General features: G+C 62.2%; 26 protein-coding genes and 1 pseudogene. 16 read left to right on the top strand and 11 right to left on the bottom strand.

Going from position 1 to position 18,574, the window contains the following annotated elements:
* Nucleotides 1–2: 2 nt before the first annotated feature.
* Together AC56QP_RS02435 and gloA are read right to left on the bottom strand one after the other, a co-directional pair.
* Nucleotides 3–287: a DUF2218 domain-containing protein gene (locus tag AC56QP_RS02435; protein WP_489861088.1), complete on the bottom strand. Its 285-nt coding sequence runs from the start codon at nt 285–287 to the stop codon at nt 3–5.
* A 150-nt stretch (nt 288–437) separates the two neighbouring features.
* Complete coding sequence (gene gloA, locus AC56QP_RS02430; RefSeq protein WP_489861089.1) at nt 438–878, bottom strand: lactoylglutathione lyase; 441 nt, start codon at nt 876–878, stop codon at nt 438–440.
* A gap of 217 nt (nt 879–1,095) precedes the next feature.
* Between gloA and AC56QP_RS02425 the strand changes: the two genes are divergently transcribed.
* From AC56QP_RS02425 to AC56QP_RS02410, 4 genes are read left to right on the top strand one after another with little or no spacing between them, the layout of a single operon-like run.
* Entirely contained in the window at nt 1,096–1,692 is a 597-nt protein-coding gene (locus tag AC56QP_RS02425) for a cold-shock protein (protein WP_256751030.1), read from the top strand.
* 24 nt (nt 1,693–1,716) lie between these two features.
* On the top strand, nt 1,717–2,280 hold the full coding sequence (locus tag AC56QP_RS02420) for a DUF192 domain-containing protein (protein ID WP_489861090.1): 564 nt from the start codon (nt 1,717–1,719) through the stop codon (nt 2,278–2,280).
* A 20-nt stretch (nt 2,281–2,300) separates the two neighbouring features.
* Complete coding sequence (locus tag AC56QP_RS02415; protein ID WP_489861091.1) at nt 2,301–3,068, top strand: alpha/beta fold hydrolase; 768 nt, start codon at nt 2,301–2,303, stop codon at nt 3,066–3,068.
* A gap of 17 nt (nt 3,069–3,085) precedes the next feature.
* Nucleotides 3,086–3,220, top strand: a complete 135-nt coding sequence (locus AC56QP_RS02410) for a hypothetical protein (protein WP_489861092.1) — start codon at nt 3,086–3,088, stop codon at nt 3,218–3,220.
* Nucleotides 3,221–3,335: 115 nt separating this feature from the next.
* Here AC56QP_RS02410 and AC56QP_RS02405 read toward each other — a convergent pair whose 3' ends face one another.
* Nucleotides 3,336–3,938 carry an HD domain-containing protein gene (locus tag AC56QP_RS02405; RefSeq protein ID WP_489861093.1) on the bottom strand — a complete coding sequence of 201 codons (603 nt, stop codon included), beginning with the start codon at nt 3,936–3,938 and terminating at the stop codon, nt 3,336–3,338.
* Nucleotides 3,939–4,061: 123 nt separating this feature from the next.
* Between AC56QP_RS02405 and AC56QP_RS02400 the strand changes: the two genes are divergently transcribed.
* The 3 genes from AC56QP_RS02400 (at nt 4,062) to AC56QP_RS02390 (ending at nt 6,167) form a co-directional block, all read left to right on the top strand.
* The gene (locus AC56QP_RS02400; protein ID WP_489861094.1) at nt 4,062–4,712 is read left to right on the top strand and encodes a VOC family protein; all 651 of its coding nucleotides are present in this window, start codon (nt 4,062–4,064) and stop codon (nt 4,710–4,712) included.
* Between the two features lie 251 nt (nt 4,713–4,963).
* Nucleotides 4,964–5,812 carry a serine O-acetyltransferase gene (cysE, locus tag AC56QP_RS02395; protein WP_489861095.1) on the top strand — a complete coding sequence of 283 codons (849 nt, stop codon included), beginning with the start codon at nt 4,964–4,966 and terminating at the stop codon, nt 5,810–5,812.
* 151 nt (nt 5,813–5,963) lie between these two features.
* Complete coding sequence (locus AC56QP_RS02390; RefSeq protein ID WP_091578397.1) at nt 5,964–6,167, top strand: DUF3126 family protein; 204 nt, start codon at nt 5,964–5,966, stop codon at nt 6,165–6,167.
* 61 nt (nt 6,168–6,228) lie between these two features.
* Here AC56QP_RS02390 and AC56QP_RS02385 read toward each other — a convergent pair whose 3' ends face one another.
* Nucleotides 6,229–6,960, bottom strand: coding sequence for a hypothetical protein (locus tag AC56QP_RS02385; protein WP_489861096.1), 732 nt, complete (start codon nt 6,958–6,960; stop codon nt 6,229–6,231).
* A 122-nt stretch (nt 6,961–7,082) separates the two neighbouring features.
* Here AC56QP_RS02385 and AC56QP_RS02380 point away from each other — a divergent pair, with 122 nt between their 5' ends.
* Together AC56QP_RS02380 and AC56QP_RS02375 are read left to right on the top strand one after the other, a co-directional pair.
* The gene (locus tag AC56QP_RS02380; RefSeq protein WP_489861097.1) at nt 7,083–7,424 is read left to right on the top strand and encodes a DUF6949 family protein; all 342 of its coding nucleotides are present in this window, start codon (nt 7,083–7,085) and stop codon (nt 7,422–7,424) included.
* Between the two features lie 18 nt (nt 7,425–7,442).
* Nucleotides 7,443–7,970: a gamma carbonic anhydrase family protein gene (locus AC56QP_RS02375; protein ID WP_489861098.1), complete on the top strand. Its 528-nt coding sequence runs from the start codon at nt 7,443–7,445 to the stop codon at nt 7,968–7,970.
* 262 nt (nt 7,971–8,232) lie between these two features.
* Here the strand turns inward: AC56QP_RS02375 and AC56QP_RS02370 are convergent, their stop codons facing one another.
* The 3 genes from AC56QP_RS02370 to AC56QP_RS02360 form a co-directional block, all read right to left on the bottom strand.
* Entirely contained in the window at nt 8,233–8,841 is a 609-nt protein-coding gene (locus AC56QP_RS02370) for a transglutaminase-like cysteine peptidase (RefSeq protein ID WP_489861099.1), read from the bottom strand.
* Nucleotides 8,842–9,126: 285 nt separating this feature from the next.
* Nucleotides 9,127–9,744, bottom strand: a complete 618-nt coding sequence (locus AC56QP_RS02365) for a PilZ domain-containing protein (protein WP_489861100.1) — start codon at nt 9,742–9,744, stop codon at nt 9,127–9,129.
* Nucleotides 9,745–9,862: 118 nt separating this feature from the next.
* Entirely contained in the window at nt 9,863–10,495 is a 633-nt protein-coding gene (locus AC56QP_RS02360; RefSeq protein WP_489861101.1) for a PAS domain-containing protein, read from the bottom strand.
* Between the two features lie 391 nt (nt 10,496–10,886).
* Here AC56QP_RS02360 and AC56QP_RS02355 point away from each other — a divergent pair, with 391 nt between their 5' ends.
* A complete protein-coding gene (locus AC56QP_RS02355; RefSeq protein WP_489861103.1) occupies nt 10,887–11,645 on the top strand; it encodes a rhomboid family intramembrane serine protease in 759 nt (252 codons plus the stop codon).
* Between the two features lie 87 nt (nt 11,646–11,732).
* On the top strand, nt 11,733–12,164 hold the full coding sequence (locus AC56QP_RS02350; protein ID WP_091578414.1) for a CBS domain-containing protein: 432 nt from the start codon (nt 11,733–11,735) through the stop codon (nt 12,162–12,164).
* A gap of 41 nt (nt 12,165–12,205) precedes the next feature.
* Here AC56QP_RS02350 and AC56QP_RS02345 read toward each other — a convergent pair.
* Nucleotides 12,206–12,310, bottom strand: a pseudogene (locus tag AC56QP_RS02345) (YjhX family toxin); the annotation flags it as partial.
* Nucleotides 12,311–12,412: 102 nt separating this feature from the next.
* On the opposite strand from AC56QP_RS02345, the gene gatB reads away from it, so the two are divergent.
* The 4 genes from gatB to AC56QP_RS02325 all read left to right on the top strand — a co-directional run bounded on the left by gatB (nt 12,413) and on the right by AC56QP_RS02325 (nt 15,974).
* Nucleotides 12,413–13,918 carry an Asp-tRNA(Asn)/Glu-tRNA(Gln) amidotransferase subunit GatB gene (gatB, locus tag AC56QP_RS02340; RefSeq protein ID WP_489861104.1) on the top strand — a complete coding sequence of 502 codons (1,506 nt, stop codon included), beginning with the start codon at nt 12,413–12,415 and terminating at the stop codon, nt 13,916–13,918.
* Nucleotides 13,915–14,610 (top strand): hypothetical protein, encoded by a 696-nt coding sequence (locus AC56QP_RS02335; RefSeq protein ID WP_489861105.1) that lies wholly within the window; start codon nt 13,915–13,917, stop codon nt 14,608–14,610. The genes gatB and AC56QP_RS02335 overlap by 4 nt, the downstream gene beginning before the upstream one ends.
* A gap of 15 nt (nt 14,611–14,625) precedes the next feature.
* A complete protein-coding gene (locus AC56QP_RS02330; protein WP_489861106.1) occupies nt 14,626–15,117 on the top strand; it encodes a GNAT family N-acetyltransferase in 492 nt (163 codons plus the stop codon).
* 158 nt (nt 15,118–15,275) lie between these two features.
* Nucleotides 15,276–15,974, top strand: a complete 699-nt coding sequence (locus AC56QP_RS02325) for an AIM24 family protein (RefSeq protein ID WP_489861107.1) — start codon at nt 15,276–15,278, stop codon at nt 15,972–15,974.
* Nucleotides 15,975–15,990: 16 nt separating this feature from the next.
* Here AC56QP_RS02325 and AC56QP_RS02320 read toward each other — a convergent pair whose 3' ends face one another.
* Complete coding sequence (locus AC56QP_RS02320; protein WP_489863705.1) at nt 15,991–16,137, bottom strand: hypothetical protein; 147 nt, start codon at nt 16,135–16,137, stop codon at nt 15,991–15,993.
* Between AC56QP_RS02320 and AC56QP_RS02315 the strand changes: the two genes are divergently transcribed.
* Nucleotides 16,073–16,675 carry a VanZ family protein gene (locus AC56QP_RS02315; RefSeq protein WP_489861108.1) on the top strand — a complete coding sequence of 201 codons (603 nt, stop codon included), beginning with the start codon at nt 16,073–16,075 and terminating at the stop codon, nt 16,673–16,675. The genes AC56QP_RS02320 and AC56QP_RS02315 overlap by 65 nt on opposite strands.
* A 40-nt stretch (nt 16,676–16,715) precedes the next feature.
* On the opposite strand, the gene panC is transcribed toward AC56QP_RS02315, so the two are convergent.
* Nucleotides 16,716–17,567 carry a pantoate--beta-alanine ligase gene (gene panC, locus AC56QP_RS02310; protein WP_489861109.1) on the bottom strand — a complete coding sequence of 284 codons (852 nt, stop codon included), beginning with the start codon at nt 17,565–17,567 and terminating at the stop codon, nt 16,716–16,718.
* On the bottom strand, nt 17,564–18,406 hold the full coding sequence (gene panB, locus AC56QP_RS02305) for a 3-methyl-2-oxobutanoate hydroxymethyltransferase (protein ID WP_489861110.1): 843 nt from the start codon (nt 18,404–18,406) through the stop codon (nt 17,564–17,566). Before panB ends, panC begins: the two co-directional genes overlap by 4 nt.
* Between the last annotated feature and the right edge of the window lie 168 nt (nt 18,407–18,574).

The following is an 18,574-nucleotide window of genomic DNA, read 5'->3' as shown; positions in this document are numbered from 1 at the left end:
GCCTAGGCCGGCTTCCAGTCGAAGGTCAGTTCCTCGCGGAAAGCAAAGCGCTTGATGTGATCGGCGACGACACTCTCCAGGCGCTCGATCGACCCGGCTTCGTCCGTCGACACCGTGATGTGCAGTGCGGCCGCATCGGCATCCATGACGGTGCGGCCGAGCGAGAGGTCGATGGTGCCATGGGTGGGATCGAACTCGACGGGGAATTTGTGCGCCCAGTGCTTGCAGAGCTGCTGCAGGTAGCGGCTGGCATGTTCGGTGGTGACGTCGGCATGGCTGGTCGGCATGAACTCTCCTGGACAGCGCCTGTTTGCGTGACATGGCGCCAGCCTGGGGGGCAGGCGCCGTAGCCGGACAGATAGTGAGCCGTCCCGGGAAATGCCAAACGGCACCACGCCTGTCAGCCGAGCATTGTCCGCTCAAGATAGCGTGATTGGCTACCAGCTTCCCGTGTTGGGCATTGACGCCCAGGGTTCGGCCTTGGCCTTCGCCGGACCCTTCTGCAAAAGCTCGATCGAGATGCCGTCCGGCGACTTGATGAAAGCCATGTTGCCGTCGCGCGGCGGGCGATTGATGGTGACGCCGCTGTCCATCAGCCGCTGGCAGGTGGCGTAGATATCGTCGACCTCATAGGCGAGGTGGCCGAAATTGCGCCCACCCTTGTAATCTTCCGGGTCCCAATTGTAGGTCAGTTCGACGAGTGGAGCCTTGTCGGCGATGCCGCTCTGCTCGTCTTCGGGGGCCGCCAGAAAGATCAGCGTGTAGCGGCCCTGCTCGCTCTCATGGCGGCGCACTTCCTTCAGGCCGAGCTTGTTGCAGTAGAAATCGAGCGAGGCATCGACATCGGCGACGCGGACCATGGTGTGCAGATAGCGCATGTATTTTTCCTCGATCTGTTGGGTGCGGCGCAAGATAGGGTCGGCCCGGTCAAAGGGCAATCCGCCTGCGGCGGGCAATGCCGGCAAAGAACAAATCCGGTATTGCCGCAATGAACCGTGAAAAAAGGCACGGCAGGTCTTGCACACACCGGAAGCCCCAGTGTTAATCTGGTGTCAAGAATCAGTTGCGGTGTTCTTGAAAAAAGGGGGCATTCTTATGGGGGAAAAGGCCTCTTTGACGGGGCGGGCCGGAACCCTTGGCGACGCCTTGAGGCACGACGAAGGCGGCGATGCTGCCGACTTGACCGAAATTGCCGGCGCCATCAAGTGGTTCGATGTGGCCAAGGGCTACGGTTTCATTCTCCCGGATGACGGCGTTTCGGGCGATATTCTCCTCCATGTGACATGTCTTCGACGCGATGGTTTCCAGACTGCCCTGGAGGGCGCGCGCGTGGTCTGTCTCGTCAAGCAGGGCGAACGCGGACTACAGGCTTTCCGGGTGCTCTCCATGGATGTCACCACCGCGGTCCATCCGGCCGAGATGCAGGAGCAGCGCACCCATGTCGCGGTGACCCCGGAGAGCGGCCTCGAACGCGCTTTGGTGAAATGGTTCAACCGCACCAAGGGGTTTGGTTTCCTGACGCGCGGCGAGGGCACCGAGGACATCTTCGTTCACATGGAGACCTTGCGCCGCTACGGCATCACCGAGCTTCGGCCGGGGCAGGTCGTGCTTGTTCGTTTCGGGCGCGGCGACAAAGGCCTTATGGCCGCCGAAATTCACCCCGATATGGGCACCTTGCCGGTTTCGCACTAGGGCGGTTCCGGCCGAGGACTTCTTATGACCCACAGGAACTGGCTGACGGCGGGCGTGATGTGCGCCGTGATTGCCGTCATCGTCGCCGCTGGCGCCTTCTTCTATTCCGAGAACTCCAGCGCGGCCGATGGCCAGGCGATGATCCTGCCTGTCGACCCGACGCCATTGGTCGTGGTGACAAAAAGCGGCGAACGCTCCTTCTCGATCGAAGTCGCCGATACCGAGGCCGAGCGCGAGGCCGGCCTGATGTTTCGCGAAGACATGGCTGGCGATCATGGCATGCTGTTCGTCTTCGAGGAGACACGCGACGTCAATTTCTGGATGAAGAATACGCCGATGCCGCTGGACCTTATATTCGTCGGCCAGGACGGCAGGATCCGCGCGATCAAACCAGGCGAGCCGCAATCCGAGGCGATCATCTCGCCCGGTGAGCCGATCCGCTTCGTGCTCGAGCTCAAGGCCGGCACAGCTGCCAGGGATGGGATCGCCGATGGCGATCTGTTGCGTCATCCGGCAATCGGCACCGCGTCATCTCCCGGCATGCCGCCGGCGGACAAGGGCGATTCGCCGAGCGTCGATCCCGACTGAGCGTGAAGGATCGCCTTTCGATGCAGTTTTTTTCCCATGACGGCTTCGATCTTGCCTTCCTCGACCGCCAGCCGGCCTCGGGCGAGGGCGATCCCGTGCTCATGATCCATGGCTTCGCCTCGACCCACTATGTCAACTGGGTGTCGCCCGGCTGGTTCAAGACACTGAACGACGCTGGTTACCGCGCCATCGCCTTCGACAATCGCGGCCACGGTTCGTCGTCCAAGAGTTATGACGAGGCCAACTATACGCCGGCCAAGATGGCCTCGGATGCCGCCGCCTTGCTGGATCATCTCGGCATCGAGCGCGCCCATGTCATGGGCTATTCAATGGGAGCGCGCATAGCGGCGTTCCTGGCACTGTCCGATCCGGACAAGGTGGCGACGCTGGTCTTTGGTGGCCTCGGCATCGGTATGATCGACGGTGTCGGCGATTGGGATCCGATCGCCGCGGCTCTGCTCGCCGATGATCCCGCCACCACCGGCCATCCGCGCGGCCGATCGTTTCGCGCCTTTGCCGACCAGACCCGGAGTGATCGCCGGGCGCTGGCCGCCTGCATCGTCGCCTCGCGGGAGCTGCTGAGCGAGGAAGAAGTTGCCCGTATCGCACAGCCGACGCTGATCGCTGTCGGCACAACGGACGACATTGGCGGCTCGCCCGACGAACTGGCGGCGTTGATGCCGAACGCCAGGGCCTTCCACATCGAGGGTCGCGACCATATGCTGGCCGTCGGGGACAAGACCTTCAAGCAGCGCGTGCTGGAGTTCTACGCCGAAAATCCGCTTTGAGCGGGGAGCGGGCAACAGTGGCACAATGGGGCGGCACCGTCGTGATGCCGGGCGCGGTGGCGCAAGGTAAATTCGGCAAACAGTCGGTCGGCATTGTTGGCATTCGCCGCCGGGGCAATCGCGATAACCAGCCTGGTGGCGGCGCGTCCTAACGACAGTCGCTCGATTGGCCTTCTGGGGATAGTCCTCAACAGTCTGTCGGTGCTGGCAGGGCTTGGCATTCTCACGGCGACGGCGTCGACGATAGGCGCTTTTGCCTGATTGACCTTAGCCTGTGGCGAGCGCCTCCAGCGACCGTGCCATGTTCAGCCTGGCCTGTTCTTCGAAACGCTGGCGAAACTCCTCGGTGTGGAAGATGTGCTGGCGGGTGAGGAAACTCTTCAGGACCGTGCCGCGGCCAGCGCGCCACATCGGCTCTTCCACCCAGTCGTATTCGCGGCGGATCGCGCGCTCATAAGCGTCGAAGGCGTCCGGCGCGGCGCCCAGGATCGACAGGTCCATGTCGAGGAAAAGACTGGCGTCCCGCATGGCCGTCGCGTCACCAACCTGCGGCAGTTGGTGCGTGGCGGTGGCGAGGATCATCGCCGTGATACGGCCGAGGCGCTCGGCATCGACGCGGCCGGCGAGCTTTTTCTCGGCAAGGGCAGCACTTCGTGCCTCGTTGTCCTTGGCCTTGCTGTCATAGATGGCATCGTGGAACCAGATCGCGGCTTCGACGCCTTCGGGATCGCCGAGCACCCCCCGATAGTCTCCGGCCAGCACCAGCATCGCTTCGATATGGGCGAGGTTGTGATAGTGGCGGGTTTCGGCCCGATAGAGTGCCGAGAGTTCCTGTTTCAGCGGCTCGTCGATCAAGGGCTGGTCTTTCATTTCTGTCATCCATCCAGTTAATCGATCTTAGCCACTCCGAGTCAAAACCAATCACTCTGAACCCTTGCACCGGGAGGGGCTCTGAGGAATGTTGCCATTCCGAGAGTACTCAAGGAGGCTGATATGACCACTACCTCGTCGTCCAGCAGCGAAACGCCGCGACCGGGAACCATCGATATGAAGCTGGAGGCCGTCATCATCGCCGTTGCGGATGCCGACCGCTCCAAGCGTTTTTATGGTGGCCTGGGTTGGAGGCTCGACGCCGACTTCGTCGTTGGCGATGTGTTTCGGGTCGTACAGTTCACGCCTCCGGGATCACCAAGCTCGATCCATTTCGGCAAGGGGCTCACGACCGCCGTGCCAGGCTCGGCAAAGGGTCTTTATCTCGTGGTCTCCGATATCGAGGCGGCACGTGCCGAACTGGTGGCGCGTGGGGTCGATGCGAGCGAAGTGTTCCACCGTGCGGGCCCCGGGCAGCCGCCGGTCAGCGGCAGAGATCCGGAGGGGCGCAGTTATTCCTCCTATGCCTCGTTCAGCGATCCGGACGGCAACAGCTGGCTGCTGCAGGAGATCACCCATCGATTGCCTGGGCGCGTGGATGCCCATGACACGACATTCACCTCATCGGCCGAGCTTGCCGCAGCGCTGCGGCGTGCGGCGGCCGCACATGGCGAGCACGAGAAGCGGACCGGCGGACAGCGCGATGAGAACTGGCCAGACTGGTACGCCGAATACCTGGTGGCGGAACAGGCCGGCAAGCCGCTGCCGACGTGAAAAGCCGCCATCGCAGCGCAGTGTCGTCGACGTCGCGGTGAGTTTGAGCTCACTGGAGCCAGATCGTTGCACCGCGCGGTAAGAGCGCTTCTCAGCGCGTTGTCGATCAAGGGTTCGTTTTCCATGGCTGCTTGAAATCCCGCGAACCAAATCCATTTGACAAAGCACTAAGGAAAATTGAGTTCAATCATGCTACGATCTGGCCTATATGTGCGGCCGGATACTAGACAAGCCGGCAGGACGAGACGTCGATGAACAGCATCAGCATTTCCCGACACAACGCGTTGCAGCCGGTCGATCCGATCTGGCGCTCTATCCGCGACGAGGCGATGGAAGCGGTCAACCGCGACCCGCTGCTGGCAGCGTTCCTCTATTCGACGATCCTCAACCAGGACAGCCTGGAGGAGGCGGTCATCCACCGGCTGGCCGAGCGGCTCGCCCATCAGGACATCGGCTCCGATCTCATCCGCCAGACCTTCAAGTCCATGCTGGCCGACGACAAGGACTGGCCGACGACCGTGCGCGTCGACATCCAGGCCTATTATGACCGCGACCCTGCGTGCGACCGTTTCATCATGCCGGTGCTCTATTTCAAGGGCTTCCACGCCATCCAGACGCATCGGCTGGCGCATTGGTTGTGGAACCAGGGTCGCAAGGATTTCGCGCTCTACCTGCAGAGCCGTTCATCCTCGGTCTTCCAGACCGATATCAATCCGGCTGCCCGCATCGGCAAGGGCATCTTCATCGATCATGCCACCGGGCTTGTGGTCGGCGAGACGGCGGTGATCGAGGACGACGTGTCGATCCTGCACGGCGTGACGCTGGGCGGCACCGGCAAGGCCGGTGGCGACCGTCATCCCAAGATCCGCTACGGCGTGCTGATCGGCGCCGGCGCCAAGATCCTCGGCAACATCGAAGTCGGCCATTGCTCGAAGATCGCGGCCGGCTCGGTGGTGCTGTCGCCAGTGCCGCACAACAAGACGGTTGCCGGCGTGCCGGCCCGGGTCGTCGGCGAAACCGGCTGCGATCAGCCGTCGCGTCAGATGGACCAGCTTCTGCCTTCGCAGACGATGGATCAGGTCGTCAGCTTCGACATCTGATTTTCACGCACACGCCGGCCGCGGCCGGATTCCGGCCGTGGGTATGAGTGGCGGTTGTTCTCGTCTTATCAAGCCGCTTGCCTTTACATCGCCCTTGTCGACGTGCCAGAAGCGCGTTCGAACGAGCAAGCCCGATGATCGGAGAAGACTGTTGAAGCCGGACGAAATCAGAAAGCTGGACGCCTATTTCAAGCGCGTCTTCCAGAATCCCAAGATCGAGGTCAAGGCACGGCCGCGCAAGGAAGATTCGGCCGAGGTCTATGTCGGTGACGAGTTCCTCGGCATCGTCTTCAAGGACGAGGACGACGGCGACTACAATTTCTCGATGGCGATCCTCGACATCGATCTGGCGTGAGCCTGCGGAGCCAAGGCTGGCCGGGCAGCACGGCGGCGGCCGGCCTTGCCACCCAAATCTCTCAATGTCTCGTTTTCAGCATGCGCGCGGCTTCGGTGGCGATCGCCGCGTCAAGCGCCTGCCAATCGCCCAGAAACTCCCTGGGGAAGCGATAGGTGAGGCTGAGCTCATCGCCAACTTGGATATCACGCTCGCAGGGCGCCAGCGATTCGTCGGCAGTCGGCCCGCTCAGGCAGCGGGCCACGAAGGGGTCCTTGCCGGGACGCTTGCCGACAACCAGCACCTCGTTCAGATAGCCTGATTTTTCATTGAAGCCGTAGACCGTCGTGCCGCCAGGTCCCGCAATGCCGGCCTGCGTGATCAGCGCGCTGTAGATCGGCGCGAAACGGCCGCTCATGTCACGCGACATCATCTGTTGCTCGAAGGACAGGAAGATGATGTTCCTGCTCGCCCCCGTATGGTTGAAATCGTCGCGCGCGGCCTCGCTGTAGCCGTCCATCTGAGGGTAGCGCAGATAGAGGTCGAGACGTGAGGCGATGCCGTCGCGACGGGCCTGGTCGAAACGGATGACGTTGGCCGGCACGGCGACGACATTGTTGCCGATCACGACCTCGTGGATCGTTGCATCGTCGGTGTATCCGGCCATCGCGATCGAACGGCCGAACCATTTGCCGCCAAGGCTGATCGCTATCGAAAGCAAGGCCAACGCCGCGAACACGTAGAACACCCGCTTCATCAGCGTGGAATCGACCACGGTGAGTTCGGGGCCGTCGGCAATCACTGCCTGCTTCATCTCAGTTCCTCGGCTACCTCTGCTGTGCCCCTGGGTGTCCTCGGGCGGCACACATCGCGCGGCATGGCTTTTGCAGCGCGCTACGCACGACTGTGCGATTTCATGGTAAATGGAAAGTAAAGATGGGCCAGCTGGAACTCACTCTGTTCGCTTTTGTCGTCGGGCTCACGACCTGCGGGCTGGTCGGATCGGCGATGGAGCTGGTTTATGGGCGCAAGGTCGCCTTCACCGAGCCCTACGTGTCGCCGTCGCATGTGCTGCGCTCGCTGGTCGCCGCTGCCTGTGCCGGGCCCTTCATGCTGGTCAACGACGCCCTCGATGCCCGGCGCGAGCGCCGCATTTCAACAGTGGCGCTGATGTCCTGCGGCTGCACGGCGGCGGCTTGGGCTTTGGCGCTGGGCGTCGTCGTGCTTGCCATTGCCTCGTGGACGGCCGGTCTCCTAGGCTCCAGCTTCCCAGCCTGAGACGATTCGGAGACCGAAATGCCGCTTTATGCGATTGATGGAAAGGAGCCCGGTTTCGCGGATCCGGACTCGAACTGGATCGCGCCCGATGCGACATTGATCGGCGATGTGCGCGTCGGCCGCAACGCCGGCCTCTGGTTCGGTGTCGTCATCCGTGGCGACAATGAGCCCATCGTCATCGGCGCCGACACCAATGTGCAGGAACACACGGTCATGCACACCGATCCCGGCTTCCCGCTGACGATCGGGCAGGGCTGCACGATCGGCCACCGTGCCTTGCTGCATGGCTGCACGATCGGTGACAACAGCCTGATCGGCATGGGCGCCATCGTGCTGAACGGTGCGAAGATCGGCAAGAACTCACTGGTCGGCGCCGGTGCGCTGGTCACCGAAGGCAAGGAGTTTCCGGACAATTCGCTGATCGTCGGCTCGCCGGCCAAGGTGATCAGGGTGCTGGACGACGCTGCCGTGGAAAGATTGCGCGGCTCGGCGGCGCACTACGTCGCCAACGGCAAGCGCTTCAAGGCCGGGTTGAAGAACGTCTGAGCCTCGCCCCTGATCCACTCGTCGTACTAGGGCCGGTGGTTGTCCTCGCGCGACGCAACAATGACGTACCGCCAGAAATGGCGGAGCCGGCCCGGGGACGGGGCCGGCTCCTTTGACCCGGTCGTTGGGGACGGGGAGGGTGGGGACTCGACCGGGTTTCTCCTTAAGCGCGTTGCATTCATGCGGCGCACTTGACCTCTGCTTTGTGCATGTCGTTATCCCAAAACCGCTTGGCGCTTTTGGGTGACATGCGTCGGCGTCCCTAGCGGACGCTGGCGACCGCATCGGAGCGGCCGTCGTTGATCGTCACCCAAACGCCCGAATTCTGGTCTGACTGGCGCTTGAGGTAGGTGTAGTCGGTGTCCGTCCAGGACAGCACCTTGGTTTCCAGATTATCGAGGATGAATTCTCCCAGGCTGGTGCGCACGGTCAGCACCGCGTGGCCGTCGCCATTTGGCTGGCGCGCAACCGTCATCAGCAGATTGCCGGCGGGCACGCCCGCATCCATCAGTTCGCGACGCTTTTCCAGCGCGTAGTCCTCGCAATCGCCATAGCCATTGTCGGGATAGGCCCAGTATTCCTCGACACCGTAGTTTTCCATGTCGGTGCGCGGCTTGATTCGTGTGTTGACTGAATTGTTGATGTTGACGATCGCCGCCCATAGTTTGCGGGTCAGTTCGACCGGCGCCCCGCTGGGGGTCCGTTCGCTGCATTCGCCAGGCATGCGCTGGCAGAATTCATAGTGGCCAACAGGTTGTGTGGTGCGTCCGCCGGTGTGCATGAATGCGGGTCCCGCCGCATATGCCGATCCCCAGGCGGAAAGCTGCATCGCCATTGCCACCAGCAACAGCCTGCCCCTCGTTCTTTTCATTGTTGTAGTCTCCCCGTTCGAGGGAGACATTGCCACAAGTGGATTTATTTGACGCAAAAGCGCGAAGTAGATTTTAAGTAAAACGCCTGTAGAATAAACATAAAATTTGATTCATTTAAGTATTGAATTGTTTGGAATTCCCCGGAGGATTAATCCTTCCGAGCCTCGGTATAGGACCTTGCCGCAGCGGTCTCGATCCTGGCCGGAGCATCTCGATCGCTGATGCTATGAACGAAAAAAACCGGCAGCAACGGCCGGTTTCTCGTGTACGTCTGTCGGCCCTTGTCAGACGCGCGGCGTGTTGAATTCGGAATCGAGCGTTTCAGGGCGCTGGATGACGGCGAACTCGATGGCGACGCCATCCTCGAAATGGCGAACGATCTGCCCGCGCATGGTGCCAAGCATGACCTGGACGCCGATCGCCGGCTTGACGTCGATCTCGATCGCCGCGCCGGAAAGCGACAGGTCGATGATACGGCACTGGTACTGACGGCCATCGGTGAGTTGCAGCACGCTGGTTGGATTGCGTGGCGCTACGCGCTCGTGCCTGCGGTCTTCGGGCAGGTCGAGCTCGTGCTTGTTGGCAAGCCAGGTCAACTGCGCCGCAAGCTTGTCCTTCTTGCGGTCCGACGCGATGACGGTCATCGCGAAACCATCCTGCAAGGTGCGGGTAACGACACCTTCAATGCGGCCGATATGGTCGATATAGGCGATGACCTTTTCGCCGGGCATGCCGACGCGGTCGGTGCGAAGCGCTACGTTGCCGGGTGACATGTCGACCACCTGGCAGGGGTGTTCGGTGCGGTCTTCCAGCATGAAGCGCCCGTATATCTTGACCCGGACGCGCTGAAAGTTACGCCTTTCAGCTTGGGACGGCGAGTAGTCGACCGCCGCTGACCTCATAACTGCCTACACCCCTTTTGGCATCCCACGCGTCGATGCGAGGAACTTCATCGCAGAAGTACAACAAAACGGGTTAACAAAGGGGAAAAGCGGGCGCTCTACGCCGCCGGATTCCGGACTATTCCTCACGCCCGCCGTCGAAGACGACGAGATGGCGGATACGACGAACCCGGCCGAGCGCCGAAATCGTCTCGGGTGCCTCGAGGTCGTCGGGAACGAGCGAGGGAACATTGATCGCCGGACGGTTGTTCAGCAGCTCCTTCTCCGGATCGATGACGCGGATGGAATCGATCAATGCGTCGGTGATCGGGTCAGCGCCCAGCCAGAAGGGCTTTTCCACGGCGCTGATCACGCCGAGGCAGCGCGGACTTTCGACACCGCCGTCAAGCGGCAAGGCAAGCAGTTCGAACCTGTTGGAGCGGCCACTGCGGCTGAAACCCTCAAAGGCAATGAGAACAACGGATTTCTGGTCGAAGACGCCATGAATCAGGCGCGAGACGAGCCGCTGGTCCTTCTCGCGCCACAGCGACGGAAAGGAAAAGCCCTTCAGCTCGCGGCCATAGTAGGCGCAAAGTCTTGTACCAGCCAACCGGAATACGGCTTGCCCGCGGGTGTCCCTTTCCAGGATGAACGTATCGGCCAAAAGCGACTTGATGTCGGCCGGCTCGACCTCCGAACGCTTCGGAGCGGGGCGTCCGTCACGCAGGCGATTCCAATATTGGAACAGCGTGATCGATCCGTTCTGGTTCATGCTATGCTGCTCCGCGCAATCTGTCGTCTGATGTCCCATCGGTGAACAGAAGGGCGCCCTCCGATGACTTACATGCGTTGCGCAGCAGGAAGCGTGCCAGCGTCGTTAACACTTGTTCACGGGTCGGGACCGTTAAGGTTAACAAGTGGTTTACGTTGCGCCGAGGCGAGGCCCGTGGCACATAAAAACCACTCCAGAAGCGGTCGTTTCGCGACGATCGGCAGCACTTCAGTCAAGAGTTTTAGGGGAGCAGGGGGCTCGACCAACCGTTCAAGGGAAACCTTGAACGGTTTTTTTTGATCTCGCGCCGAGGCGATTCGCCATTTGTGAGTCGGCGGGCGGTGGTCTAGATGCTCACCTGATTCAAACCCTGGACCGAGTGCTAGCACGCATGAACGAGCCCGTAAGCCCACCGGAAATGGAACAGACGGAGCGCGAGCCCGAGCCGCGTCGCGAGCCGGTGTTCAACCTGCCGCCGATCGTGCTGGCGGTAATCGGAATCTGCGTCGTGGTCTATCTGCTGCAGCAGTATGTGCTGACTGAAACGCAACAGCTGACCCTGCTTTACGATGGGGCTTTCATCCCCGTTCTCTACACCGGGAAATACGGCTTCGACTGGTTCCTGTTCTCTCGCCCCTTCACCTATGCCTTCATGCATGGCGGTTTTGCCCATATCGCCATCAACATGGTGTGGCTCGCAGCCTTTGGCTCGCCGCTGGCCAACCGTCTCGGCGCGCTCTGGTTCGCGCTGTTCTTCGCCCTGACCGGGTTGGCGTCGGTTGTGCTTTTCTGGGCCATGCATCCGTACGGAGAGGCGCCTCTGGTTGGTGCGTCGGGCGCCATTTCTGGCATGATGGGCGCTGCCGCGCGTTTCGGTTTCCGCACCGACCGCTCGGCCGGCAAGGCTGCCTTCGCTGGCCCTGTGTTGCCGATCGCAATGGTGCTGCGCTCGCGCGGCGCGGTGATCTTCCTCGCCATGTGGATGATCATCAATCTCGCCACCGGCCTTCTCGGCTTTGCCCCGGGAACAGACGGGCAGATCGCCTGGGAGGCCCATATTGGCGGCTTTGTCGCCGGCTTCTTCGGCCTGCGCTGGTTCGACAGGCGATGGCAGGCGCCTGAGTGGGAGACCACCGACCGCCGCACTTGAAATGCAACCGATCACGGCGCACGATGTTCACTCTTACGTGAAGCCGGTCAGGGCAGGAACCGGCAGGCAAAAGCAGAGGAGGACGCCATGACGGTTAAGGCAATTCTCGAAAGAAAAGGCCATGACGTGTTGACGCTCGGGCCGAACGAAAAACTGAGCGAAGCGATCCGTATCCTGGCTGAACACAAGATCGGAGCGCTGGTCATCACCAATGGCGATCGCAAGATTGTCGGCATTCTGTCGGAACGCGACATCGTGCGGGTCGTCGCCAAGGAAGGCGCTGCGGCGCTCGATATCGCCGTGCGTTCGGCGATGACGCCGAAAGTGAAGATCTGCAACGAGAACCACACGGTCAACGAGGTCATGGAAATCATGACCAGGCACCGTTTCCGCCATCTGCCGGTGGAAAAGGACGGCATGCTCGATGGCATCATCTCCATCGGCGACGTGGTCAAGCGCCGCATCGAGGACGTCGAGCGCGAGGCCGACGAGATCAGGGCCTACATCGCCACCGCGTGATCGGCGAAAGGAACCGCCGGCCGGAGACCCGACCGGCGGGGTCACCTGTTGTCGAGCTCGGGGCGGACGAGTGCGAGCCCGCGCTGGGTTATTTGGTAGGATCCGCCAGCCGACGACGAAACGGCTTTCTTCCGCTTCAGCTTTCTGCGCTTGTCTCTTTTGGCTGTTTGCACTAGCGAATGGCTTTCACGCCAGACGTGAAAGTCACGTTCAAAAGTGAGTTCACTCCCGTAATTCGCAGGCCCGCCATGACCCTCATCGACACCCGCACTCCCGACACGAAGCGCCTGATCCCGGGCGCCACCGGCGACTGGGAGATCATCATCGGCCTTGAGGTGCATGCGCAGGTGACCTCGGAGGCAAAGCTGTTTTCCGGCGCCTCGACCGCTTTCGGCGCTGCGCCCAACGCCAATGTCAGCCTGGTCGACGCGGCAATGCCGGGCATGCTGCCAGTCATCAACGAGGAATGCGTCAAGCAGGCGATCCGCACCGGCCTCGGACTGAAGGCGCAGATCAACCACAAGTCCGTCTTCGACCGGAAGAATTACTTCTATCCCGACCTGCCTCAGGGCTACCAGATCTCGCAGTTCAAGCAGCCGATCGTCGGCGAGGGCACCGTGATCGTCTCGGTCGGGCCCGACCGTCAGGGCGAGTTCGAGGACATCGAGGTCGGTATCGAGCGGCTGCATCTGGAGCAGGATGCCGGCAAGTCGATGCACGACCAGCATCCGACCATGTCCTATGTCGATCTCAACCGCTCCGGCGTGGCGCTGATGGAGATCGTCTCGAAACCCGACATGCGCTCGGCCGATGAGGCCAAGGCCTACGTCACCAAGCTGCGCACCATCGTGCGCTATCTCGGTACCTGCGACGGCAACATGGACGAAGGCTCGATGCGCGCCGACGTCAACGTTTCGGTGCGCAAGCCCGGCGGCGAGTTCGGCACGCGCTGCGAGATCAAGAACGTCAACTCGATCCGCTTCATCGGCCAGGCCATCGATTATGAGGCCCGCCGGCAGATCGCCATCCTCGAGGATGGCGGCAAGATCGACCAGGAGACGCGGCTTTTCGACGCCGTCAAGGGCGAGACGCGCTCGATGCGCTCCAAGGAAGAGGCGCACGACTACCGCTATTTCCCTGACCCCGACCTCTTGCCGCTGGAATTCGACCAAGCCTATGTCGACGCATTGGCGAAGGAATTGCCGGAACTGCCCGACGACAAGAAGGCGCGGCTGATCTCCTCGCTCGGCCTGTCGATCTATGATGCGTCGATCCTGGTGTCGGAAAAGCCGATCGCCGACTATTTCGAAAAGGTGGCCGCCGGCCGCGACGGCAAGCTTGCTGCCAACTGGGTCATCAACGATCTGCTCGGGCAATTGAACAAGGCCGGCAAGGGTATTGAAAATGCTCCGGTTTCGCCCGATCAGCTCGGCGCGGTCATCGATCTGATCAAGGATGGCACCATCTCCGGCAAGATCGCCAAGGATCTGTTCGAGATCGTCTGGAACGAGGGCGGCGATCCACGCCAGCTGGTCGAGAGCCGCGGCATGAAGCAGGTCACCGACACTGGCGCCATCGAGAAGGCTGTCGACGAGGTGATCGCAGCCAACCCGGACAAGGTCGAACAGGCACGCGCCAAGCCGAGCATGGCCGGCTGGTTCGTCGGCCAGGTGATGAAGGCGACGGGCGGCAAGGCCAACCCGCAGGCGGTCAACGACCTCGTCAAGGCCAAGCTCGGCATATCGGATCAATGAGCGGAGACGCAAAGCCGGGCAATTCCGCAAGCGTCTCGTCGGTCCTGTTGATTGCCGGTGCCGTGCTGCTTTTTGTCGGCACGTCGCTGCATCCGATGCATGAAGATCCGAATGACGCGCTTGCCGCCTTCGGCGAATATGCAGCCGACCATATCTGGCTCTATAGCCACATGGCACAGCTTGCCGGTGTCTTCGCGATGGTAGCGGGGTTGCTGCTGATCCTTGGCCGTCTGTCGGAGGGGCCGGCCCGCGGCTGGACCCTTCTGACGATCGTGTTCGGCGCGGCATCGCTGGCGGCCGCCGCTGCCTTGCAGGCTGTCGATGGCATTGCGCTGAAGGCGGTGGTCAACGCCTGGGCGATGGCCGATGCGGCGACAAAGCCGTCGCTGTTCAGCGCCGCCTTCGCGGTGCGCCAGGTCGAGGTCGGCTTTGCCGCGATCAGCGCCATGCTGCTTGGCCTGACGGTTCTGTTCGCCAACGTTGCGCTGTATCGGGCCAGGCGCTGTCCGTTGTGGCTGTCGCTGCTGGGCGCCGCCGGCGCCGTAGGCGTCCTGTTCGGTGGCTTTGCCACCGCGGCAACCGGTTTCTCCGGCGTTGCCATGGCTGCCAACATGCCGGGCAGCATGGTCCTCCTGGTCTGGGTCGTGCTGCTTGCGGCAATCGATTTCAGACGCAATCGCGTCGCGGCATAGGCTGGAGAGTGAATCATGTTTGTCCGCACTGCCGGGGAACGCGACCTGGCTGCCATCCGGGCGCTGCTGGTTGAAACCTGGCATGCAACCTATGATGCTATCTACGGCGCCGCCAAGGTCACCGAAATCACCGATGAAGGGCACTCGATTGCCTCGCTGAAGGCGCGGCTGACCAAGCCGGTCAGCGAGTTTCTCGTCGCCGATGACGGCAAGCGCATTGGCGGCGTGGCTTTCGCCGAAAGCACCGACAGCGGCAAGATGGTTGTCCTGAGGCAGCTCTACGTGCTTCCAAGCCTGCAGGGGCGGGGCATCGGCGGCATGCTGCTCGACGAGATCATCGAAAGTTTTCCCGAGGCCGACTCCATCCGTCTGGAAGTGGAGGCGCAGAACACGCGCGCCATCGCCTTCTACGAAGCAAACGGCTTCGTGCGACCCGGCGATGCCAGCGAGGACACCGATGTCTCCCGCGAGCCGATGCTGGTCTATCGCCGGCCTCTTGCCGGCTGATCGCTTCGGCGCGCACCTGTCTGGATCACCTTCGCGCGAGCGGCGCGGCATGCGCCCCGTTTTTGTTTGACGGCCTGGGGGCCCCGCCCCAAAGCTGCCGTGCTGACCGCGCGGAAGCCGGAATGGACCGGCACGCTGGGTAGCGCTGGGGGGAAACCATGCCGAGCTTACCGGAACTGATGCCGACACAGGTGTCGGACGAAACCTTTGGTGGCGTCACCTATCACATAGCGGGCGAACTGGTGCCCGTGCTTTCGGTCGATGTGACGCGGATGCCAGTCTATTTCGAGCACCACATCCTGCTTTGGAAGAACTCCACCATCAACATCGGCTTGAAATCGCTGAAGGGCGCGCTGAAGCGCATGATGGCCGGCATGCAGATATTCGTCACCGAGGCGTCAGGAGCAGGCATCATTGCTTTCAGCCGCGATGGGCCCGGCCATATCGTGCCGATCCACCTCAGGCACGGCGAGGAGATTCAGGTGCGCGAGCACCAGTTTCTCGCCGCGACCGGCAACGTCGATTACACCTTCGAGCGTGTGCGCGGCCTGGCGACGATGCTGTTCGGCCAAAGCGGCTTTTTCATCGACCGTTTTCGCGGCGATGCCGGCGACGGCATCGTCTGGCTGCACGGCTACGGCAATGTCTTCGAAAAGACGCTTGCCGCCGGCGAGACCATCGATATTGAGCCGGGCGGCTGGCTGTTCAAGGATGTCTCGGTCAAGATGGAAACGAAGATCGACCGCCTGTCGAGCGGCTTCTTCGGCGCCAACATGAACTTCATCGTCAACCGCTTTACTGGCCCTGGCCGGGTCGGCATCCAGTCGATGTATCTGCATATGCCGAGCGAGGAATAGGCGCCGATGCGTCAGGTCACGCCCCGTTGCGTGAACGCAAGGGCGGCGACAATTCGCGGATCAGCAATTCGAGTTGGCGTTGATCGCCGGTTCCGGTCTTGTCGAAGATCGTCGCCAGTTGCGACTTGATCGTACCATCCGAGACGCCGCTGGCAGCGGCAATCTCCTTACGCGTCTTGCCGGCGGCGACATGGCCGGCAACGCGCTTTTCCGCCGCGGTCAGGCCAAACAGCGCGCCGATCGCCTCCAGTGCAGGGATCGGGGCGGTGCCGGCGGCGGCGATGAAGATCGCCCCAGGTGCGGCCCTGCGTCATCCTCGCATTTGCTGTGCCGGCTCACGACAGATATGCAAGGGCATGACCAAACTGTTTCGCATCACAGCGCTGGCGCTGCTCGCCATCATCATTTTCGCGACCTTGTCGCCGATCCAGATGCGGCCCCACATGGCGGAGGCGAATGTTGAGCGCGCCCTGGCTTATGTGTTGTTGGGTTTCGCCTTGGCACTGGGCTTCCCCAGCCGTCTGTATCAAGCCTTGATCTTTGTTGTCATGACCGCCGGCATGCTGGAATTGCTTCAGATCATTGATCCCGGCCGCCACGCGCACCTTGCCGACGCACTCGTGAAAGCATCAGCCGGGGCTATCGGGATCGTCGTGGGGCAATTGTTCGTCAGGACCAGCGTGCGAAAAAGACAGGGTTAGGCGCGGCAGGAAGCGAAAAGCGACTGATCGAACCTGCGCCCTAGATGGTGGGGACTTCCACATTGTCGATCAGCCTGGTCTTGCCGAGCCATGTCGCCGCGAGCAGGCGCCCTTGACGGTCGCGACGCCATGGCGCGAGCGTCAGGCTTTCGCGCGCCTCGACATAGTCGACCTCAGTGAAACCGGTCGCGATGAGGGCACGGCTGGCTTCGGCGGTCGCGTCTTTTTGGTCGGCGCCGGCCGCCATCTCCGCGGCCGCCTTTCGCAGGATAACGTTCAATTGGCGGGCGATGCTGAGTTCGGCTTCGCCGAGATAGGCGTTGCGTGACGACATGGCGAGGCCATGCGCGTCGCGGATCGTCGGTGCGCCGATGATTTCGACGGGCAGGTCCAGGTCGCGGCAGAGCTGCCTGACGACGCAAAGCTGCTGGTAGTCCTTTTCGCCAAAGACCGCGCAGTCGGGCGTTGCCTGCAGGAAGAGCTTTGCCACCACTGTGGCGACGCCATCGAAAAAGGTCGGGCGAAAGTCCGATTCGAGCCCGGCGGCTGGGCCGCCGACCGAGACTTTGGTGGCAAAGCCGGCGGGGTACATCTCGCCGACCGTTGGTGTGAAGGCAAGGTCGGCCCGAGCCAGTCCCAGCCGGTCGAGGTCGCGGGCGAGCTGGCGCGGGTATTTGTCGAGGTCTTCGGACGGTGCGAACTGTGTCGGATTGACGAAGATCGACACGACGCAGCGTTCGGCTTTTTCGAGCGCGATCCTGATCAGCGAGATGTGCCCGTCATGCAACGCGCCCATGGTCGGCACCATGGCGATGCGAAGGCCGTCGCGCCGCCAGCCATGGACCTGCGCGCGCAGTGCGGCAACGCTATCGACGACTACGGGCCGGCTCATGCGTCATCCCTACGGTTTTTGGCCGGGAAGACATGGCCGGAGCCGGGGAATGCCCGGCTTCGCACCTCCGATGCGTAGCTTGCCGCGGCATGAGAGATCACGCTGCGCAGATCGGCATATTCCTTGACGAATTTCGGCACCCGGTCGACGGTCAGCCCGACCATGTCGTCGATGACCAGGATCTGGCCGTCGCAATCGCGGCTGGCGCCGATGCCGATGGTTGGAATGGCGATGCGGTGGGTAATATCGGCCGCAACTGTCTCGACCGTGCCTTCGATAACCACCGAGAACGCACCGGCTTCCTCGACGGCGAGCGCGTCGCGAACCAATGCTGCCACGTTCTCCTCGGTCCGGCCCTTGATCTTGTAGCCGCCATCCTTCTCAACCGATTGCGGCAGCAGGCCGATATGCCCCATGACCGCAACGCCGGCGGCCACGATCGCCGCGATCTGCCGGGCCATGTCGACGCCGCCTTCGAGTTTCACCGCCTGGCAGCCGGTTTCTTCGACCACCCGCCGCGCCGAGGCAACGGCCTGCGCTGCCGAATCCTCATAGCTGCCGGCCGGCAGGTCGACGACGACGCAGGCCTTGGCCGAACCGCGCATCACCGCTTGCCCATGCGCGATCATCATCTCGAGCGAGGCACCCAGCGTCGTCTGGTGGCCATGCAGGACCATGGCGACGCTGTCGCCGACCAGAAGCAGATCGACATGCTCGTCAAGCAAACGGGCAAAGGGATAGGTATAAGCGGTCAGGCAGACGATCGGCGTGCCGCCCTTGCGGCGGCGAATCAGATCGGCGCTGATGCGAATGTCGGTGGTCGGCAATTCCGGGGCCAATCGTCACCTCCTTCGGCCGCAGCCGGGTTGATACCCGCATGGGCGCGCAGAGCTTTAGAAAGACCGCAAAGGCTTGGCAAGCGCGCATCCGGCGAAGGACAAGATCGCGGGCTTTTGTCGGGTCTCCGGCAAGCCATTTGCGCGCTCCCTGCGGCAAAAGCCTTGCCT

This window comes from Mesorhizobium sp. RCAM 05104 (assembly GCF_059683645.1).
The sequence above is the reverse complement of the archived record's forward strand: the minus strand, read 5'-3'. Positions and strand labels throughout refer to the sequence as shown.